This window comes from Shewanella sp. OMA3-2 (genome assembly GCF_021513195.1).
Lineage (GTDB): Bacteria > Pseudomonadota > Gammaproteobacteria > Enterobacterales > Shewanellaceae > Shewanella.
On the sequence record NZ_CP090974.1, the window covers coordinates 937,740 to 959,035 of the forward strand.

Below are 21,296 nucleotides of genomic sequence, written 5' to 3' on the forward strand. Positions count from 1 at the left end.
TACTATGGGGGGAAATAATTTCCTAAAATTAAGGGATCATTTGTCCATCAGGTTTATCAACAAATGGGTCTATTCCCTGTCCATTAGGCGCCGGTGTTGGGTTGGTATCAACAATTAGTGCACCATCCTTGAGTAACCCATTAATAATAACGCCTTCTACTGAACTGCCATAAATGCCAGCTAAGTCAACACCATCAAGTGTAATCGTTTGTTCGAAAACACCATCGCCGTCGGCATCGATTTCTATAATACTTGAGCCTTTAGCGTTGTAGCTAAAGTTAAGTAAATTCTCAAGATTGTTATATTCCTCATTGATGAGTAAGTCTCTTAGGTCAATCTTATCTTCCAGGCGGTTAAAGTCGGTAATAATATCATTACCAAACTCACCTTTTTGCCAGACGAAAGTATCATTGCCGCTATCGCCGCGTAATACGTCATCGCCTAAGCCACCGATTAGTGTGTCATTACCTGCACCACCTCGCAGACCATCATTATGACTACCACCATCTATATGGTCATTGCCTGTATGGCCATAAAGGATATCTGAACCAGATTGGCCATAGATATAATCGTTACCGCTACCACTATTTACCACGTCAGCTTTTTGTGATGCAACATCATTGGCTAGTAATAAACCATCAAGATCTATCATGCTATCGGCCCCTGATAGGGTACCTGTCATAATATGATGATTTGCAATAGTACTAAGGTTTAATTCTAACTCATCATCTGATTTATACCCAAAGGCGCCAGTTTCACCAGCGTAGATAATATCGCCACCACGACCCGTTTCAATATGATCATTACCAGCGCCACTACTGATGACCTGTGAGCTATCTTTACTATAGCTGGTTAAATTAGCACCTGAAGCTGAAGTAGAATTGTTATTAGAGTCAGTAATTTGCCCTGTTAACCCGCCGCCAAAGTTGACGTTAAGTTGTTTCTGAGTAGTACCATTCTCGCCATTCAACACGATAAAACTGTCGTTAAGGCTTGTGCCCGTAGTGGTGACCTTAGCCGCATCTTCAACAGGGACGTTTTGAGCATTCACTAAGTTTACATTGATAGCCAATGTTGCACTTGAAGTATCACCATCAGCATCCCTAATCGTGTAGGTAAATAAATCTATAGCCCTGGCAGGAATTGATTCTGTAGTACTTGTTAGCTCGTAGGTATAGGTACCATCATTATTGATGATTAATGTACCATATTGTCCTGTGATTATTGCGCTGACATTACCCGTTACGCCTGTGCTGGTTTGATCGCCAGCGGCTACGCCAATCACTAAACTGATATCCGCACCACTAATATCATTATCCATAACGTTCCCTTCCACTGAAGGTAAGTTATAGCCATTGCCTGCGACCATACGAATCACTAAATCGTAACTGGTAGAAGCATTTTCATCGGTATAAATGGATGAAACCACATTACCATTATTATCTCTAAAGCCGATGACTTGAATGGTATAGACATCACCTTCATAGTTGAAGGTCACGTTAGTTTGGCCAATAGTTACAATGTCACGTGGATCTGGACCATTATTAGGGGTTTCGTTATGGCTAAAGTTCAGTTTCAATGTTACTGCTGTAACATTACCAAATGAATCAATTACATTAAATACGACATCCATAGTCGCAGCAGTAATAGAGGAGCCACTGCTAATTGGGTAGTTATAGTGAGTAAATGTACCTAGTACAATATCTTGGTTTAAGGTCACTTCGCCATTGAGTTCAGCATCATTATCCATAAATCCATAGCCAGATTGGGCACCATTGGTGGTTCCCCAGCGTACTTGATCTAATGCTGAATCGTTATCTTCACCACCGCTGCCAACATCACCATCGAATCGTCTAACACCCGTACCACCAGTGACGGTTTTCCATTCCGCTTGCACCCCCCCAATAATAGCAAATGAGTCCTGGATAACGGTCAATGAAACAGTGTCGTTGGTTGCGATAGATGCATCATCATATACAGTTGCATTCAGGGTAGTACTGGCTTGATCACCATCAATATCAAATGCGGTAATTTGGAATGCATCAGTTAATGAGTCTGAATTAGCGCCAGTGTGGTTTTGAGCATTGGTTAACGTATAAGTATATTCCAATACACCATCGTTATACCCCGTAATGGTAAGTTGACCGAACTCCCCAGCAATAACAAGTGGCGATGCCGCAGAAGCTGCAATCAATGCCGCTAATGTCAGTGTGTTAAGGGTACCACCGACTTGAATCTCAAGTCTGTCTAAACCATCTTTGGCACCAATGATCATACTTCCTGAGCTTGCTATATCCGCTGCACTATTTGACCCATTATTGAGCCCCGCTTCATACACAGAAAGAATGTCAGGTGTACTAATAGTGACAATATCGTTCACTGGGGTCACTGTGATGGTCAGTGTTGAGGTGTCCGTCGGGCCTGAGCCATCGGTGACGATATAAGTGATCACCGGCACTGCGCCATTGTAGTTGGCGACCAGGGTAAAGCTGTAGTTACCGTTGGCACTTAAAGTGAAGCTGCCAACACCGGCAATGGTCACAGGCTGCCCTAAGGTAAAGGTGCCCGTTACGCCGGCAATGCTGAAGCTTTCAATACTGACAGGACCATCAACAGAGCTGGTGCCGGCTAAGACGCTACCAGTGGTGGCGCCGCTGTCTTCAGCAACTGAAATCACTTCGTTTGCATCAGTGAAGTTATCGTTCACTGGGGTCACTGTGATGGTCAGTGTTGAGGTGTCAGTCGGGCCTGAGCCATCGGTGACGATATAAGTGATCACCGGCACTGCGCCATTGTAGTTGGCGACCAGGGTAAAGCTGTAGTTACCGTTGGCACTTAAAGTGAAGCTGCCGACACCGGCAATGGTCACAGGCTGCCCTAAGGTAAAGGTGCCCGTTACGCCGGCAATGCTGAAGCTTTCAATACTGACAGGACCATCAACAGAGCTGGTGCCGGTTAAGACGCTACCAGTGGTGGCGCCGCTGTCTTCAGCAACTGAAATCACTTCGTTTGCATCAGTGAAATTATCGTTCACTGGGGTCACTGTGATGGTCAGTGTTGAGGTGTCAGTCGGGCCTGAGCCATCGGTGACGATATAAGTGATCACCGGCACTGCGCCATTGTAGTTGGCGACCAGGGTGAAGCTGTAGTTACCGTTGGCACTTAAAGTGAAGCTGCCGACACCGGCAATGGTCACAGGCTGCCCTAAGGTAAAGGTGCCCGTTACGCCGGCAATGCTGAAGCTTTCAATACTGACAGGGCCATCAACAGAGCTGGTGCCGGTTAAGACGCTACCAGTGGTGGCGCCGCTGTCTTCAGCAACTGAAATCACTTCGTTTGCATCAGTGAAGTTATCGTTCACTGGGGTCACTGTGATGGTCAGTGTTGAGGTGTCAGTCGGGCCTGAGCCATCGGTGACGATATAAGTGATCACCGGCACTGCGCCATTGTAGTTGGCGACCAGGGTAAAGCTGTAGTTACCGTTGGCACTTAAAGTGAAGCTGCCGACACCGGCAATGGTCACAGGCTGCCCTAAGGTAAAGGTGCCCGTTACGCCGGCAATGCTGAAGCTTTCAATACTGACAGGACCATCAACAGAGCTGGTGCCGGTTAAGACGCTACCAGTGGTGGCGCCGCTGTCTTCAGCAACTGAAATCACTTCGTTTGCATCAGTGAAGTTATCGTTCACTGGGGTCACTGTGATGGTCAGTGTTGAGGTGTCAGTCGGGCCTGAGCCATCGGTGACGATATAAGTGATCACCGGCACTGCGCCATTGTAGTTGGCGACCGGGGTAAAGCTGTAGTTACCGTTGGCACTTAAAGTGAAGCTGCCGACACCGGCAATGGTCACAGGCTGCCCTAAGGTAAAGGTGCCCGTTACGCCGGCAATGCTGAAGCTTTCAATACTGACAGGACCATCAACAGAGCTGGTGCCGGTTAAGACGCTACCAGTGGTGGCGCCGCTGTCTTCAGCAACTGAAATCACTTCGTTTGCATCAGTGAAATTATCGTTCACTGGGGTCACTGTGATGGTCAGTGTTGAGGTGTCAGTCGGGCCTGAGCCATCGGTGACGATATAAGTGATCACCGGCACTGCGCCATTGTAGTTGGCGACCAGGGTAAAGCTGTAGTTACCGTTGGCACTTAAGGTGAAGCTGCCGACACCGGCAATGGTCACAGGCTGCCCTAAGGTAAAGGTGCCCGTTACGCCGGCAATGCTGAAGCTTTCAATACTGACAGGGCCATCAACAGAGCTGGTGCCGGTTAAGACGCTACCAGTGGTGGCGCCGCTGTCTTCAGCAACTGAAATCACTTCGTTTGCATCAGTGAAGTTATCGTTCACTGGGGTCACTGTGATGGTCAGTGTTGAGGTGTCAGTCGGGCCTGAGCCATCGGTGACGATATAAGTGATCACCGGCACTGCGCCATTGTAGTTGGCGACCGGGGTAAAGCTGTAGTTACCGTTGGCACTTAAGGTGAAGCTGCCGACACCGGCAATGGTCACAGGCTGCCCTAAGGTAAAGGTGCCCGTTACGCCGGCAATGCTGAAGCTTTCAATACTGACAGGACCATCAACAGAGCTGGTGCCGGCTAAGACGCTACCAGTGGTGGCGCCGCTGTCTTCAGCAACTGAAATCACTTCGTTTGCATCAGTGAAGTTATCGTTCACTGGGGTCACTGTGATGGTCAGTGTTGAGGTGTCAGTCGGGCCTGAGCCATCGGTGACGATATAAGTGATCACCGGCACTGCGCCATTGTAGTTGGCGACCAGGGTAAAGCTGTAGTTACCGTTGGCACTTAAAGTGAAGCTGCCGACACCGGCAATGGTCACAGGCTGCCCTAAGGTAAAGGTGCCCGTTACGCCGGCAATGCTGAAGCTTTCAATACTGACAGGACCATCAACAGAGCTGGTGCCGGTTAAGACGCTACCAGTGGTGGCGCCGCTGTCTTCAGCAACTGAAATCACTTCGTTTGCATCAGTGAAGTTATCGTTCACTGGGGTCACTGTGATGGTCAGTGTTGAGGTGTCAGTCGGGCCTGAGCCATCGGTGACGATATAAGTGATCACCGGCACTGCGCCATTGTAGTTGGCGACCAGGGTAAAGCTGTAGTTACCGTTGGCACTTAAGGTGAAGCTGCCGACACCGGCAATGGTCACAGGCTGCCCTAAGGTAAAGGTGCCCGTTACGCCGGCAATGCTGAAGCTTTCAATACTGACAGGGCCATCAACAGAGCTGGTGCCGGTTAAGACGCTACCAGTGGTGGCGCCGCTGTCTTCAGCAACTGAAATCACTTCGTTTGCATCAGTGAAGTTATCGTTCACTGGGGTCACTGTGATGGTCAGTGTTGAGGTGTCAGTCGGGCCTGAGCCATCGGTGACGATATAAGTGATCACCGGCACTGCGCCATTGTAGTTGGCGACCAGGGTAAAGCTGTAGTTACCGTTGGCACTTAAAGTGAAGCTGCCGACACCGGCAATGGTCACAGGCTGCCCTAAGGTAAAGGTGCCCGTTACGCCGGCAATGCTGAAGCTTTCAATACTGACAGGACCATCAACAGAGCTGGTGCCGGTTAAGACGCTACCAGTGGTGGCGCCGCTGTCTTCAGCAACTGAAATCACTTCGTTTGCATCAGTGAAATTATCGTTCACTGGGGTCACTGTGATGGTCAGTGTTGAGGTGTCAGTCGGGCCTGAGCCATCGGTGACGATATAAGTGATCACCGGCACTGCGCCATTGTAGTTGGCGACCAGGGTAAAGCTGTAGTTACCGTTGGCACTTAAGGTGAAGCTGCCGACACCGGCAATGGTCACAGGCTGCCCTAAGGTAAAGGTGCCCGTTACGCCGGCAATGCTGAAGCTTTCAATACTGACAGGACCATCGACAGAGCTGGTGCCGGTTAAGACGCTACCAGTGGTGGCGCCGCTGTCTTCAGCAACTGAAATCACTTCGTTTGCATCAGTGAAGTTATCGTTCACTGGGGTCACTGTGATGGTCAGTGTTGAGGTGTCAGTCGGGCCTGAGCCATCGGTGACGATATAAGTGATCACCGGCACTGCGCCATTGTAGTTGGCGACCAGGGTAAAGCTGTAGTTACCGTTGGCACTTAAGGTGAAGCTGCCGACACCGGCAATGGTCACAGGCTGCCCTAAGGTAAAGGTGCCCGTTACGCCGGCAATGCTGAAGCTTTCAATACTGACAGGACCATCGACAGAGCTGGTGCCGGTTAAGACGCTACCAGTGGTGGCGCCGCTGTCTTCAGCAACTGAAATCACTTCGTTTGCATCAGTGAAGTTATCGTTCACTGGGGTCACTGTGATGGTCAGTGTTGAGGTGTCAGTCGGGCCTGAGCCATCGGTGACGATATAAGTGATCACCGGCACTGCGCCATTGTAGTTGGCGACCGGGGTAAAGCTGTAGTTACCGTTGGCACTTAAAGTGAAGCTGCCGACACCGGCAATGGTCACAGGCTGCCCTAAGGTAAAGGTGCCCGTTACGCCGGCAATGCTGAAGCTTTCAATACTGACAGGACCATCAACAGAGCTGGTGCCGGTTAAGACGCTACCAGTGGTGGCGCCGCTGTCTTCAGCAACTGAAATCACTTCGTTTGCATCAGTGAAGTTATCGTTCACTGGGGTCACTGTGATGGTCAGTGTTGCAGTGACATCGGTATTGGTTGTATAGGTAATAACAGGGGCAATACCATTCCAGTTTGCATTAGGTGTAAAGGTATAATTACCATCAGCTAATAGCTCAAAAGTGCCCATTGATAGTGTTACTAGAGTGCCTGCAGCGTAGACCGTACTGCTTCCATCAACAGTAAAGCTTGCGATAGATAAAGCAGAATCTATATCAGTATCGTTATCGAGTACATTACCTGTTGCGATATGATCTTCGGCAATAGTGTTAGTGTCATTGACAGCATTGGTCGCATCATCAACATTTGATAATTTGACATTAACTATGGCGGTGTCTGTTCCACCATTTAGATCTGAGACAACAATATCTAAAGCGTAATCACCTAAATCGGCATCATCAATGGTTTGGTTAAGTGTAATTTCACCGGTAAGGACATTAATGGTAAATACACCAAATGTTTGTAAACCATTTGCAAAGCTATAAGTTAATTGATCGCCATCTATATCATCTGCAATAACTTGACCGACGATTGTTCCTGCGGTGCTGCCTTCTGCGATATTGTTAAAATCATAAATGTCATTATTGGCTGGGCCATTAATCGTATCTAGGCCTGAGCGGAATTCAGGACCATCATTTGTTCCGACAATGGTAATGGTCACAGTGTGAGTGGCCGTGCCATCGGCGGAGGTGACGGTGATGTCACGGGTCAGGGTTTGACCGGCCGTTAATGACTGCACATCAATGTGGCTGTTGTTTAGGGTATAGCTCCAGTTACCGCTCGCATCAATCGAGAAGCTACCAAAGTTGCCGTCGGCGACATTGGTTTGCACCTGGAATACCGCTTCGCCGGCATCCACATCGGTGACGGTTAAGGTGCCAGAGACCATTTCAACGGTGGCATTATCTGTATCGGTTGTCCCATCTTCAGTGACGGTACCCGCATCGCTGTCGCCATTACCTAAGTTAACGGTAATGTCAGCGGGGTCGTTGGCGCCGACAATGGTAATGGTCACAGTGTGAGTGGCCGTGCCATCGGCGGAGGTGACGGTGATGTCACGGGTCAGGGTTTGACCGGCCGTTAATGACTGCACATCAATGTGGCTGTTGTTTAGGGTATAGCTCCAGTTACCGCTCGCATCAATCGAGAAGCTACCAAAGTTGCCGTCGGCGACATTGGTTTGCACCTGGAATACCGCTTCACCGGCATCCACATCGGTGACGGTTAAGGTGCCAGAGACCATTTCAACGGTGGCGTTATCAGTATCGGTTGCCCCATCTTCAGTGACGGTACCCGCATCGCTGTCGCCATTACCTAAGTTAACGGTAATGTCAGCGGGGTCGTTGGCGCCGACAATGGTAATAGTCACAGTGTGAGTGGCCGTGCCATCGGCGGAGGTGACGGTGATGTCACGGGTCAGGGTTTGACCGGCCGTTAATGACTGCACATCAATGTGGCTGTTGTTTAGGGTATAGCTCCAGTTACCGCTCGCATCAATCGAGAAGCTACCAAAGTTGCCGTCGGCGACATTGGTTTGCACTTGGAATACCGCTTCACCGGCATCCACATCGGTGACGGTTAAGGTGCCAGAGACCATTTCAACGGTGGCGTTATCAGTATCGGTTGCCCCATCTTCAGTGACGGTACCCGCATCGCTGTCGCCATTACCTAAGTTAACGGTAATGTCAGCGGGGTCGTTGGCGCCGACAATGGTAATAGTCACAGTGTGAGTGGCCGTGCCATCGGCGGAGGTGACGGTGATGTCACGGGTCAGGGTTTGACCGGCCGTTAATGACTGCACATCAATGTGGCTGTTGTTTAGGGTATAGCTCCAGTTACCGCTCGCATCAATCGAGAAGCTACCAAAGTTGCCGTCGGCGACATTGGTTTGCACCTGGAATACCGCTTCACCGGCATCCACATCGGTGACGGTTAAGGTGCCAGAGACCATTTCAACGGTGGCGTTATCAGTATCGGTTGCCCCATCTTCAGTGACGGTACCCGCATCGCTGTCGCCATTACCTAAGTTAACGGTAATGTCAGCGGGGTCGTTGGCGCCGACAATGGTAATAGTCACAGTGTGAGTGGCCGTGCCATCGGCGGAGGTGACGGTGATGTCACGGGTCAGGGTTTGACCGGCCGTTAATGACTGCACATCAATGTGGCTGTTGTTTAGGGTATAGCTCCAGTTACCGCTCGCATCAATCGAGAAGCTACCAAAGTTGCCGTCGGCGACATTGGTTTGCACCTGGAATACCGCTTCACCGGCATCCACATCGGTGACGGTTAAGGTGCCAGAGACCATTTCAACGGTGGCGTTATCAGTATCGGTTGCCCCATCTTCAGTGACGGTACCCGCATCGCTGTCGCCATTACCTAAGTTAACGGTAATGTCAGCGGGGTCGTTGGCGCCGACAATGGTAATAGTCACAGTGTGAGTGGCCGTGCCATCGGCGGAGGTGACGGTGATGTCACGGGTCAGGGTTTGACCGGCCGTTAATGACTGCACATCAATGTGGCTGTTGTTTAGGGTATAGCTCCAGTTACCGCTCGCATCAATCGAGAAGCTACCAAAGTTGCCGTCGGCGACATTGGTTTGCACCTGGAATACCGCTTCACCGGCATCCACATCGGTGACGGTTAAGGTGCCAGAGACCATTTCAACGGTGGCGTTATCAGTATCGGTTGCCCCATCTTCAGTGACGGTACCCGCATCGCTGTCGCCATTACCTAAGTTAACGGTAATGTCAGCGGGGTCGTTGGCGCCGACAATGGTAATAGTCACAGTGTGAGTGGCCGTGCCATCGGCGGAGGTGACGGTGATGTCACGGGTCAGGGTTTGACCGGCCGTTAATGACTGCACATCAATGTGGCTGTTGTTTAGGGTATAGCTCCAGTTACCGCTCGCATCAATCGAGAAGCTACCAAAGTTGCCGTCGGCGACATTGGTTTGCACCTGGAATACCGCTTCACCGGCATCCACATCGGTGACGGTTAAGGTGCCAGAGACCATTTCAACGGTGGCGTTATCAGTATCGGTTGCCCCATCTTCAGTGACGGTACCCGCATCGCTGTCGCCATTACCTAAGTTAACGGTAATGTCAGCGGGGTCGTTGGCGCCGACAATGGTAATAGTCACAGTGTGAGTGGCCGTGCCATCGGCGGAGGTGACGGTGATGTCACGGGTCAGGGTTTGACCGGCCGTTAATGACTGCACATCAATGTGGCTGTTGTTTAGGGTATAGCTCCAGTTACCGCTCGCATCAATCGAGAAGCTACCAAAGTTGCCGTCGGCGACATTGGTTTGCACTTGGAATACCGCTTCACCGGCATCCACATCGGTGACGGTTAAGGTGCCAGAGACCATTTCAACGGTGGCGTTATCAGTATCGGTTGCCCCATCTTCAGTGACGGTACCCGCATCGCTGTCGCCATTACCTAAGTTAACGGTAATGTCAGCGGGGTCGTTGGCGCCGACAATGGTAATAGTCACAGTGTGAGTGGCCGTGCCATCGGCGGAGGTGACGGTGATGTCACGGGTCAGGGTTTGACCGGCCGTTAATGACTGCACATCAATGTGGCTGTTGTTTAGGGTATAGCTCCAGTTACCGCTCGCATCAATCGAGAAGCTACCAAAGTTGCCGTCGGCGACATTGGTTTGCACTTGGAATACCGCTTCACCGGCATCCACATCGGTGACGGTTAAGGTGCCAGAGACCATTTCAACGGTGGCGTTATCAGTATCGGTTGCCCCATCTTCAGTGACGGTACCCGCATCGCTGTCGCCATTACCTAAGTTAACGGTAATGTCAGCGGGGTCGTTGGCGCCGACAATGGTAATAGTCACAGTGTGAGTGGCCGTGCCATCGGCGGAGGTGACGGTGATGTCACGGGTCAGGGTTTGACCGGCCGTTAATGACTGCACATCAATGTGGCTGTTGTTTAGGGTATAGCTCCAGTTACCGCTCGCATCAATCGAGAAGCTACCAAAGTTGCCGTCGGCGACATTGGTTTGCACCTGGAATACCGCTTCACCGGCATCCACATCGGTGACGGTTAAGGTGCCAGAGACCATTTCAACGGTGGCGTTATCAGTATCGGTTGCCCCATCTTCAGTGACGGTACCCGCATCGCTGTCGCCATTACCTAAGTTAACGGTAATGTCAGCGGGGTCGTTGGCGCCGACAATGGTAATAGTCACAGTGTGAGTGGCCGTGCCATCGGCGGAGGTGACGGTGATGTCACGGGTCAGGGTTTGACCGGCCGTTAATGACTGCACATCAATGTGGCTGTTGTTTAGGGTATAGCTCCAGTTACCGCTCGCATCAATCGAGAAGCTACCAAAGTTGCCGTCGGCGACATTGGTTTGCACCTGGAATACCGCTTCGCCGGCATCCACATCGGTGACGGTTAAGGTGCCAGAGACCATTTCAACGGTGGCATTATCTGTATCGGTTGTCCCATCTTCAGTGACGGTACCCGCATCGCTGTCGCCATTACCTAAGTTAACGGTAATGTCAGCGGGGTCGTTGGCGCCGACAATGGTAATGGTCACAGTGTGAGTGGCCGTGCCATCGGCGGAGGTGACGGTGATGTCACGGGTCAGGGTTTGACCGGCCGTTAATGACTGCACATCAATGTGGCTGTTGTTTAGGGTATAGCTCCAGTTACCGCTCGCATCAATCGAGAAGCTACCAAAGTTGCCGTCGGCGACATTGGTTTGCACCTGGAATACCGCTTCACCGGCATCCACATCGGTGACGGTTAAGGTGCCAGAGACCATTTCAACGGTGGCGTTATCAGTATCGGTTGCCCCATCTTCAGTGACGGTACCCGCATCGCTGTCGCCATTACCTAAGTTAACGGTAATGTCAGCGGGGTCGTTGGCGCCGACAATGGTAATAGTCACAGTGTGAGTGGCCGTGCCATCGGCGGAGGTGACGGTGATGTCACGGGTCAGGGTTTGACCGGCCGTTAATGACTGCACATCAATGTGGCTGTTGTTTAGGGTATAGCTCCAGTTACCGCTCGCATCAATCGAGAAGCTACCAAAGTTGCCGTCGGCGACATTGGTTTGCACTTGGAATACCGCTTCACCGGCATCCACATCGGTGACGGTTAAGGTGCCAGAGACCATTTCAACGGTGGCGTTATCAGTATCGGTTGCCCCATCTTCAGTGACGGTACCCGCATCGCTGTCGCCATTACCTAAGTTAACGGTAATGTCAGCGGGGTCGTTGGCGCCGACAATGGTAATAGTCACAGTGTGAGTGGCCGTGCCATCGGCGGAGGTGACGGTGATGTCACGGGTCAGGGTTTGACCGGCCGTTAATGACTGCACATCAATGTGGCTGTTGTTTAGGGTATAGCTCCAGTTACCGCTCGCATCAATCGAGAAGCTACCAAAGTTGCCGTCGGCGACATTGGTTTGCACCTGGAATACCGCTTCACCGGCATCCACATCGGTGACGGTTAAGGTGCCAGAGACCATTTCAACGGTGGCGTTATCAGTATCGGTTGCCCCATCTTCAGTGACGGTACCCGCATCGCTGTCGCCATTACCTAAGTTAACGGTAATGTCAGCGGGGTCGTTGGCGCCGACAATGGTAATAGTCACAGTGTGAGTGGCCGTGCCATCGGCGGAGGTGACGGTGATGTCACGGGTCAGGGTTTGACCGGCCGTTAATGACTGCACATCAATGTGGCTGTTGTTTAGGGTATAGCTCCAGTTACCGCTCGCATCAATCGAGAAGCTACCAAAGTTGCCGTCGGCGACATTGGTTTGCACCTGGAATACCGCTTCACCGGCATCCACATCGGTGACGGTTAAGGTGCCAGAGACCATTTCAACGGTGGCGTTATCAGTATCGGTTGCCCCATCTTCAGTGACGGTACCCGCATCGCTGTCGCCATTACCTAAGTTAACGGTAATGTCAGCGGGGTCGTTGGCGCCGACAATGGTAATAGTCACAGTGTGAGTGGCCGTGCCATCGGCGGAGGTGACGGTGATGTCACGGGTCAGGGTTTGACCGGCCGTTAATGACTGCACATCAATGTGGCTGTTGTTTAGGGTATAGCTCCAGTTACCGCTCGCATCAATCGAGAAGCTACCAAAGTTGCCGTCGGCGACATTGGTTTGCACCTGGAATACCGCTTCACCGGCATCCACATCGGTGACGGTTAAGGTGCCAGAGACCATTTCAACGGTGGCGTTATCAGTATCGGTTGCCCCATCTTCAGTGACGGTACCCGCATCGCTGTCGCCATTACCTAAGTTAACGGTAATGTCAGCGGGGTCGTTGGCGCCGACAATGGTAATAGTCACAGTGTGAGTGGCCGTGCCATCGGCGGAGGTGACGGTGATGTCACGGGTCAGGGTTTGACCGGCCGTTAATGACTGCACATCAATGTGGCTGTTGTTTAGGGTATAGCTCCAGTTACCGCTCGCATCAATCGAGAAGCTACCAAAGTTGCCGTCGGCGACATTGGTTTGCACCTGGAATACCGCTTCACCGGCATCCACATCGGTGACGGTTAAGGTGCCAGAGACCATTTCAACGGTGGCATTATCTGTATCGGTTGCCCCATCTTCAGTGACGGTACCTGCATCGCTGTCGCCATTACCTAAGTTAACGGTAATGTCAGCGGGGTCGTTGGCGCCGACAATGGTAATGGTCACAGTGTGAGTGGCCGTGCCATCGGCGGAGGTGACGGTGATGTCACGGGTCAGGGTTTGACCGGCCGTTAATGACTGCACATCAATGTGGCTGTTGTTTAGGGTATAGCTCCAGTTACCGCTCGCATCAATCGAGAAGCTACCAAAGTTGCCGTCGGCGACATTGGTTTGCACCTGGAATACCGCTTCACCGGCATCCACATCGGTGACGGTTAAGGTGCCAGAGACCATTTCAACGGTGGCATTATCAGTATCGGTTGCCCCATCTTCAGTGACGGTACCTTGATCATTTACCGGAGTAATAGTTGCTTGATCTGGTTCAGGGGTAACAGTAATGGTCAGTGTCGCGGTGACACCTGTATTGGTTGTATAGGTGATAACAGGAACTTGCCCATTCCAATCAGCGTTGGGTGTGAATGAATATGACCCATCTGAATTTAGGGTTAATACACCTTCTAATAAAGCAACACTACTACCTGCTTGGTAGATTGTTTGATCACCAGCTAGAGTGTAACTTTGAACGGTTAACGTTGAATCAATATCAGTATCATTATCGAGAACATTACCTACCGCAACAGTATCTTCTTTTACAGAAATAATATCATTAACTGCTGTTGTAGGATCATTTTCAGGGGTAACTGAAATTGTTAATGTAGCAGTTGCACCTGTATTGGTTGTATAAGTAATTATCGGCAGCGTGCCATTCCAATTTGTTGCAGGAGTGAAGCTATAACTGCCATCTGCATTTAGCTGTAAAGTGCCATTTTCTACAGTGACAGATTCACCCGCGGCATAAGTCGTGCTATCACCTTCAATAGAGAAGCTTATTACAGTTAATGTCGAGTCTGGATCGCTATCATTTAACAATACATTACCCGTTGCAATAACGTCTTCTTCAACAGAATTTGTGTCATTTAAAGCAATGGTTGGATCATCAACAGGTACAACATTGATTGTTAATGTTGCAGTATCACCTGTATTTGTAGTGTAAGTGACAATAGGAAGCTGACCATTCCAGTTCTCATTTGGTGTAAAGCTGTAACTGCCATCTACATTTATAATTAATGTGCCACCAATCACTGTAGCTTGCTGACCTGCATTATAGATTTGGCCATCAACTTCAAAGCTTGTAACTTCAAGTGTAGAGTCAATATCTTGATCGTTATCAAGTACATTACCTGTCGCAATAGTATCTTCGGCCACGGTATTGGTATCATTCGATAATACGGCGTCATTATCGACAGGAGTCACGTTAATCGTTAATGTTGCCGTTGCACCTGTGTTTGTGGTGTAAGTGATTGTTGGTACTTGACCATTCCAACTTGAATTAGGTGTAAAACTATATGTGCCATCTTCATTGATAATTAATACGCCACCATCAATATTGACAGCTGAACCAGGGGCATAAGTACTGCCCTCAATTTCAAAGCTGGTAACAGTAAGAGTTGAGTCAACATCAGTATCATTGTCTAGTACATTTCCTGTGGCTGTCTGCCCCTCAGATATGGTGTTAGTATCGTTTACTGCACTTGAAGGGTCGTCAACCGGTGTAATTTCAATGGTTAATGTTGCGGTTGCGCCAGTATTGGTGGTGTAGGTGATAACCGGTACTTGACCGTTCCAATTGTCATTTGGGGTGAAAGTATAAGAACCATCAGCATTGATGATTAATACACCGCCCTCGAGAACGACTTCAGTACCAGTTGGATAGGTCTCACCGTTAATGTCAAAACTGACCACAGTAAGATCAGAATCTGGATCGTTGTCGTTATCTAATACATTACCTGATACTGGTGTATCTTCAGCAGCGACAACAGCATCATTTTCGGTCACCGTAGGATCGTCAACCGGTGTAATTTCAATGGTTAATGTTGCGGTTGCGCCAGTATTGGTGGTGTAGGTAATAACCGGAACTTGACCGTTCCAATTGTCATTTGGGGTGAAAGTATAAGAACCATCAGCATTGATGATTAATACGCCGCCCTCAAGAACGACTTCAGTACCAGCTGGATAGGTTTCACCGTTAATGTCAAAACTGACCACAGTAAGATCAGAATCTGGATCGTAGTCGTTATCTAATACATTACCTGACACTGGTGTATCTTCAGCAGCGACAACTGCATCATTTTCGGTCACCGTAGGATCGTCAACCGGTGTAATTTCAATGGTTAATGTTGCGGTTGCGCCAGTATTGGTGGTGTAGGTGATAACCGGTACTTGACCGTTCCAATTGTCATTTGGGGTGAAAGTATAAGAACCATCAGCATTGATGATTAATACACCGCCCTCGAGAACGACTTCAGTACCAGTTGGATAGGTCTCACCGTTAATGTCAAAACTGACCACAGTAAGATCAGAATCTGGATCGTTGTCGTTATCTAATACATTACCTGATACTGGTGTATCTTCAGCAGCGACAACAGCATCATTTTCGGTCACCGTAGGATCGTCAACCGGTGTAATTTCAATGGTTAATGTTGCGGTTGCGCCAGTATTGGTGGTGTAGGTAATAATCGGTACTTCACCGTTCCAATTGTCATTTGGGGTGAAAGTATAAGAACCATCAGCATTGATGATTAATACGCCGCCCTCAAGAACGACTTCAGTACCAGCTGGATAGGTCTCACCATCAATGTCAAAGGAAACGATTGATAATTCCGTGTCAGGATCGATATCATTTTCGAGTAGGTTACCAGCTACAATTTGGCCTTCAGCAACGATTTGGGTGTCGTTAACTAATACAGAAGGTATATCTTCTGGTGTAATGGTTCTTTCTTCAATAATTGAAGGAGGAGTAGCGGGTTGGGCCGCTGTATTAAAGCTAGAATTCGCGATGGTTTCATCAGCAGAACGATCTACTCTGATAAAACTACCGCCTTCATTACCTGTCGGTGTACCAGCGGCCGTTTCAGGAAGGTCGACAGTTGGATCTTCACCCGATGCTATCAAAGCTTGTAATGCTTCTATTTCATCCAGTGCTGCAAGGTTAGTGATGTCATCATTTAACTCGGGTTGAGCTGTAGAAATACCATCTTGAGAGAAAACGGTGTCATCATCAAAGGTAATAACAAAACGTGCGTTGTCATCAAAAATTAATAAACTCGCTTCGGGAATTGTTTGCCGGGCTGTAAAATGGTTAATTGATTACCTGCAGATACACTGATTTGGCTTTGCGTTTCAGTTAATATACCTGCTTTCGGTGTTGTTATTGTACCCATTAATTAGCTCCCAACAGCTATTCCTGACTCGGAATTATTCAATACATTATAGACTTAGCATAACAGTGTAATATTTTTGTACTTTTACAACATTGCACACTAACCCAGATTTAACAATTCTAACCCAAAAATACTCGGAATGTCAATTTTTTGACGTTGGCGAGATGAACTTAACTTACTGAAATATTTTTGAAAAGAGGAAAGAACTGTCCATATATCATTCAAAGACGTATTTAAAAATGATATAAAGTAAGGGTTAAAGGCTGATATCGTTTTATGAATAATGTACGGTAAATTCAACATGATGTTGCATAAAGCTGTTATTAGAATCACAGTCTAATTTGCTAAGTGTTTGGCAATAAGTTATCAAAGTTTAGTTTACTTTAGTGTGACTAGAGCGAAACAATACAAAAAAGCCTGCAAGTTTATGCAGGCTTTATGGCAAATATAATAATCTAAGTTGCTGGTTGCTGGTTGCTGGTTGCTGGTTGCTAGTGACTAGAGTTTACCGCATGACGATAGCTTTGCATTGCCATGGTATTATCACCCAGTTGCTCTTGCACTTGCGCTAAAGCTAACCATCTAGCGCGACTAGGTGCAATTTGACAGGCATTGTACCAATGTATTTTGGCTTGTTTAAAATCACGAGTTTGTAAGGCTAATTTTGCTAAGCATTCTTGGTAACCGACAAGGTTTTCATGGGTTTGTTCAAATTTGCTGAGTAATTTTCGAATATCACTATCATGCGCTGTGGCTATTTCAGCAACAGCCTCGAATAAGGGCTCAACAGGATTAGACTTTAATTGTTTTGATAATAGCTTTAATGCTTCATCTCTACGTTGTAACTTACATAATCCATAAAGGTATGCAATTAAGGTCTGAGTCTGATTTCGCTCAGATTTACTTAACCACCCCCAACATTTATCGAGCTCGCTCGCCGTTTTATCAGCAGCTTGATTAATTAAGTTAACATTAGCTTGAGTCGTTATTTCGATGATTTCTTCATCAGAATAGACATGTCGTTTCGCTAAAGTAGGCATGATTAATTTCAGCGCAGCCCAATCTTGCTGAGCTAGATATAAATCTGCTGCCAGTTTTATCACCGAGTCTTTGCTTTTGCTTGTAGGCTCAAGTTCATTGAGCAGAGTGCGGGCTTGAGTTAATTCACCTTGTTTCAATAAATAGCGTGTACGAGTTGTTAATGCAGCCGTTTTGGCTAAAGGATCCAATTGTGCTTTAGCAAGGTAATCATCGCGTTCGGTGATTTTATGTTGATGTTGCGCAGCTCGTGCTGCTGCAAAATAATTAAGTGCTGGTAGTTCGCCATTTTCAGCACCTTTGATCATCGCTTTTTCGGCGGTTGGCCAATCTTCTTCTGCTAAGGCCAATGCACCCATTAAGGTTTGCTTTTTGGCTTTTTTACTACGCCAACGTTCAGGTAAATAGCGACTGCTTAACACTAAAGTTAATAGCAATACTAAGACTCTTTTAGTCAACGCAAGGCCAATATAAAAAGCGATTAATGCAAATAAGCCAAAAGCTAAACTGGTTTCTATTTGATAGTCCCATATTGCAATATAGATATAGCCTTTGGTTTCTAAAAGATACGGCGTGACACACAAACCTAACAGAATGATAATCACATAAGCCAACATTTTTATCATAGTGCTGGCTCCTCTTCAGGCATCATTTTTCCGTAAGTCATTAACTGTTGTAACAGCGGTGTAGATTTAAACTGATAAGCATTAACAGATTCAATAGAAAGCTGTGATAACTCTTCAAGCTCAGCAAGCGTATTTTGGGTTCGACGATCTTTGTTATCAAAATACTGTTTTACCCAACGATGAGCATAATCAATAGCACTGTGATAACCCTGTTGATCATAGTTGTGCAACGAAAACTGAGCTTGTAACAATTTTAGGCGTACATTTTCGACTAAATACCATTGTTGCTCTAATGGTAGTAGTGGCTCTAAGTCAGTCGTGCGCTCGCGAATAGTAATAAAACCTGCAATAAATTGCTTAAATGACTTAGATAAATTCGTTTGCCAGTCATCAATGGAATCAGATAGCGGTTCAGCTAATTGATCCACAGTTAAATCTGTGTCAGCTTGATTTAAGGGGAGGTTAGCCACTTGGTCTATTACGGCATCAATGGCATAAACTGACCCTGCGACATCGGTTGCTTTAATCGAACGAGTTGCGGCAATATCCAGTGCAATGGCTTTACGAAGTTGATGTAATGCGGGATCTTTCATTGCTTCAATGCGGTTATCAGCCGACTGCAATAAGCTAGCAGCCGTTTGAGGATCTTTTTCAAGCCAGAGTTTTCTACTTGCCATACGCACTAGATAATCAGCTTCAGACGCCATCCAATGGTTTGGGCTACGTTGGGCGACGACTGCCACTCGCTCTTGTAGTTGTTTCTGAGCCTGTTGTAGCACAGCCAGCTGCTGATAAGCTTTAGCATCATTAGTTTGTTGCTGTTCTAATTGGGCAATACGCTGGCTTGGCCCGGAGAGTGACTGCAGCAACTCTTGCTTTAGTTTTTGATTGTTTGTTTCAAGCACAGTTAATTCAACGGCTAGCTCTTGTTGCTGGTCTTGTTGTGAGTTGAGCTGTAAATAAAGCCAATAACAACCTGCAATAGCAGTACCTGCAGCAAGCCAACTAATAAAAATACTTAATCGAATCCACCATGAGCTGCGTAATTTTCGGTGGCGACTTGAAGGACCAGGTTGACGCTTTAGCGCAGGAGAGGCAGCTTTTGCTGCTTGAGGTGAGTCGCCCTTTGCCTGAGGTTTAGATACTAGATCATGAGTATCAACGTCAGTGGATTCGAGTTTGTTATTTTCCATGAACAGTCCTTGAAAGCAAAATACGACAAATTGACGGTGAGAGTCTCACTATCATTAAACAGTGTTAACGGGTGAAATTACGCTGTTAAACCTAATGCAGCAAGTGTTGCTTGAGTATTTGCTCCATTTGCATTAGTTACTCTGTGTAAACCTAGTGCATTTGCCTGTAATTTCACACGATTACTTGGCACTATGATATGACATGAATCTAACCATGCAAATAACTCTTTTGGAATTAATGCAATTAAATTGGTTAATATCTCACCGCTAGTGACCACAATTGTGTCGATACCGAAATCTACCCACTGTGGAAAAACCTGTAGATTATCGAATGTTGGACATGAACGTTGGTATACATCCCAATAGCTGACATCAGCCCCACGTAGTGCAAGTTGTTCAGCGATTGTTTCACGTCCACCAGAGCCGCGACAAATAATAATAGATTGTTTATTAATATGTTGCAGTTGCGGCAGCGACAAAAGGCCTTCACTGTCTTGGCTATTTTCTGGGGCAGAAAATACTGGCAAATTATACTGTTTTAATGTATCGGCTGTGGCTTGACCTACGGCAAAGTAATGGCATTGAGTGGGCAATACGTGATGACATTTTTCTACGGTAAATTTGACTGCATTAGTGCTAATAAAAATTAGCTTATCAGCGTTATTAAAAAAATCTGGAGGCGGGAGATTAGTCGCTTCTACGCTTAAAAGGGGAGTGACTATATGAGCAACTTGATAGTAATCAAGTTGCTCGATCATATCTTGATTACGACCTTCTGGACGCGTCAGCAAGACTTTCATATTTTAGCCGCTACTGGGCGTAAACAGCATCAAGAATGGCTTTAGCACCACGGCTTAATAAGTCATCAGCGAGCGCCTGGCCAAGCTCGGTAGCGTGTGTTTTATCACCTACAACCTGACCAGTAATCACCTGACTTCCATCAGGATTACCGACTAAACCACGCAGCGTTAAAGTATCGCCGACAATTTCGGCATAGGCACCAATAGGCACCTGGCAACCCCCTTCTAAGCGTGTATTCATTGCGCGTTCTGCTAGTACGCGATAACGGGTTTCTAAATGCTCAAGTGGCGCTAACAAGTTTGTCACGCGCTCGTCATTAGTGCGACACTCAATCCCCACAGCACCTTGGCCGTTTGCTGGTAATGACTCTTCAGCAGAAATAAAACTTGCGATACGTTGTGCCAATTTAAGGCGGATTAAACCTGCTGCAGCAAGAATAATAGCATCATAGTCACCACTATCTAGTTTAGCCAAACGGGTACCGACATTACCGCGTAAATCTTTGATAACTAAATCAGGGCGAGCAGCACGAATTTGGCACTGACGACGCAAGCTGGATGTACCAACTACTGCACCTTGGGGTAATTGTTGAATTGTTTTGTAGCTATTAGACACAAAGGCGTCACGTGGGTCTTCACGTTCGCAAATAACCTGTAAACCTAGACCTTCGGGAAAATCAACAGGTACGTCTTTCATTGAATGGACTGCAATATCGGCACGGCCTTCCATAATGGCAACTTCAAGTTCTTTTACAAACAGCCCTTTACCTCCTACTTTAGCCAATGGCGTGTCTAACATAACATCGCCTTTAGTGCTCATTGGAAGCAGCTCAACAATTAAACTAGGGTGTATGCGCTCTAACTCAGCTTTAACAAACTCAGCTTGCCACATTGCCAGTGGGCTTTTACGGGTTGCGATACGAATAGTGTTTTCAGACATAGCCATATTTATCCATCAACTAACAGTAATTGCGCTAATGCTAACATTGGATTAAGGAGTTTGTCATAACTGTGTTGAAATTGTTTGAAGTTGCGCGATGATCTCGTCATTTAGTCTTGATCTGCTTGATATTAGGGGAACGATAAAACAGCAGTAGTACCAAAGCTAT

At 47.7% G+C, this 21,296-nt stretch carries 6 protein-coding genes; all 6 read right to left on the reverse strand.

Going from position 1 to position 21,296, the window contains the following annotated elements; all coding sequences use genetic code 11:
• Positions 1 to 28 precede the first annotated feature (28 nt).
• Positions 29 to 16,261 carry a VCBS domain-containing protein gene (locus tag L0B17_RS04205; RefSeq protein WP_235087812.1) on the reverse strand — a complete coding sequence of 5,411 codons (16,233 nt, stop codon included), beginning with the start codon at positions 16,259 to 16,261 and terminating at the stop codon, positions 29 to 31.
• Between the two features lie 143 nt (positions 16,262 to 16,404).
• Positions 16,405 to 16,530: a hypothetical protein gene (locus L0B17_RS18075; protein ID WP_268834030.1), complete on the reverse strand. Its 126-nt coding sequence runs from the start codon at positions 16,528 to 16,530 to the stop codon at positions 16,405 to 16,407.
• Between the two features lie 491 nt (positions 16,531 to 17,021).
• The gene (locus tag L0B17_RS04210) at positions 17,022 to 18,194 is read right to left on the reverse strand and encodes a heme biosynthesis HemY N-terminal domain-containing protein (RefSeq protein ID WP_235087814.1); all 1,173 of its coding nucleotides are present in this window, start codon (positions 18,192 to 18,194) and stop codon (positions 17,022 to 17,024) included.
• The gene (locus L0B17_RS04215; protein WP_235087816.1) at positions 18,191 to 19,387 is read right to left on the reverse strand and encodes a uroporphyrinogen-III C-methyltransferase; all 1,197 of its coding nucleotides are present in this window, start codon (positions 19,385 to 19,387) and stop codon (positions 18,191 to 18,193) included. Before L0B17_RS04215 ends, L0B17_RS04210 begins: the two co-directional genes overlap by 4 nt.
• Before the next feature lie 77 nt (positions 19,388 to 19,464).
• Positions 19,465 to 20,187 carry a uroporphyrinogen-III synthase gene (locus L0B17_RS04220; RefSeq protein WP_235087817.1) on the reverse strand — a complete coding sequence of 241 codons (723 nt, stop codon included), beginning with the start codon at positions 20,185 to 20,187 and terminating at the stop codon, positions 19,465 to 19,467.
• 10 nt (positions 20,188 to 20,197) lie between these two features.
• Complete coding sequence (gene hemC, locus L0B17_RS04225) at positions 20,198 to 21,127, reverse strand: hydroxymethylbilane synthase (RefSeq protein WP_235089558.1); 930 nt, start codon at positions 21,125 to 21,127, stop codon at positions 20,198 to 20,200.
• Positions 21,128 to 21,296 lie beyond the last annotated feature (169 nt).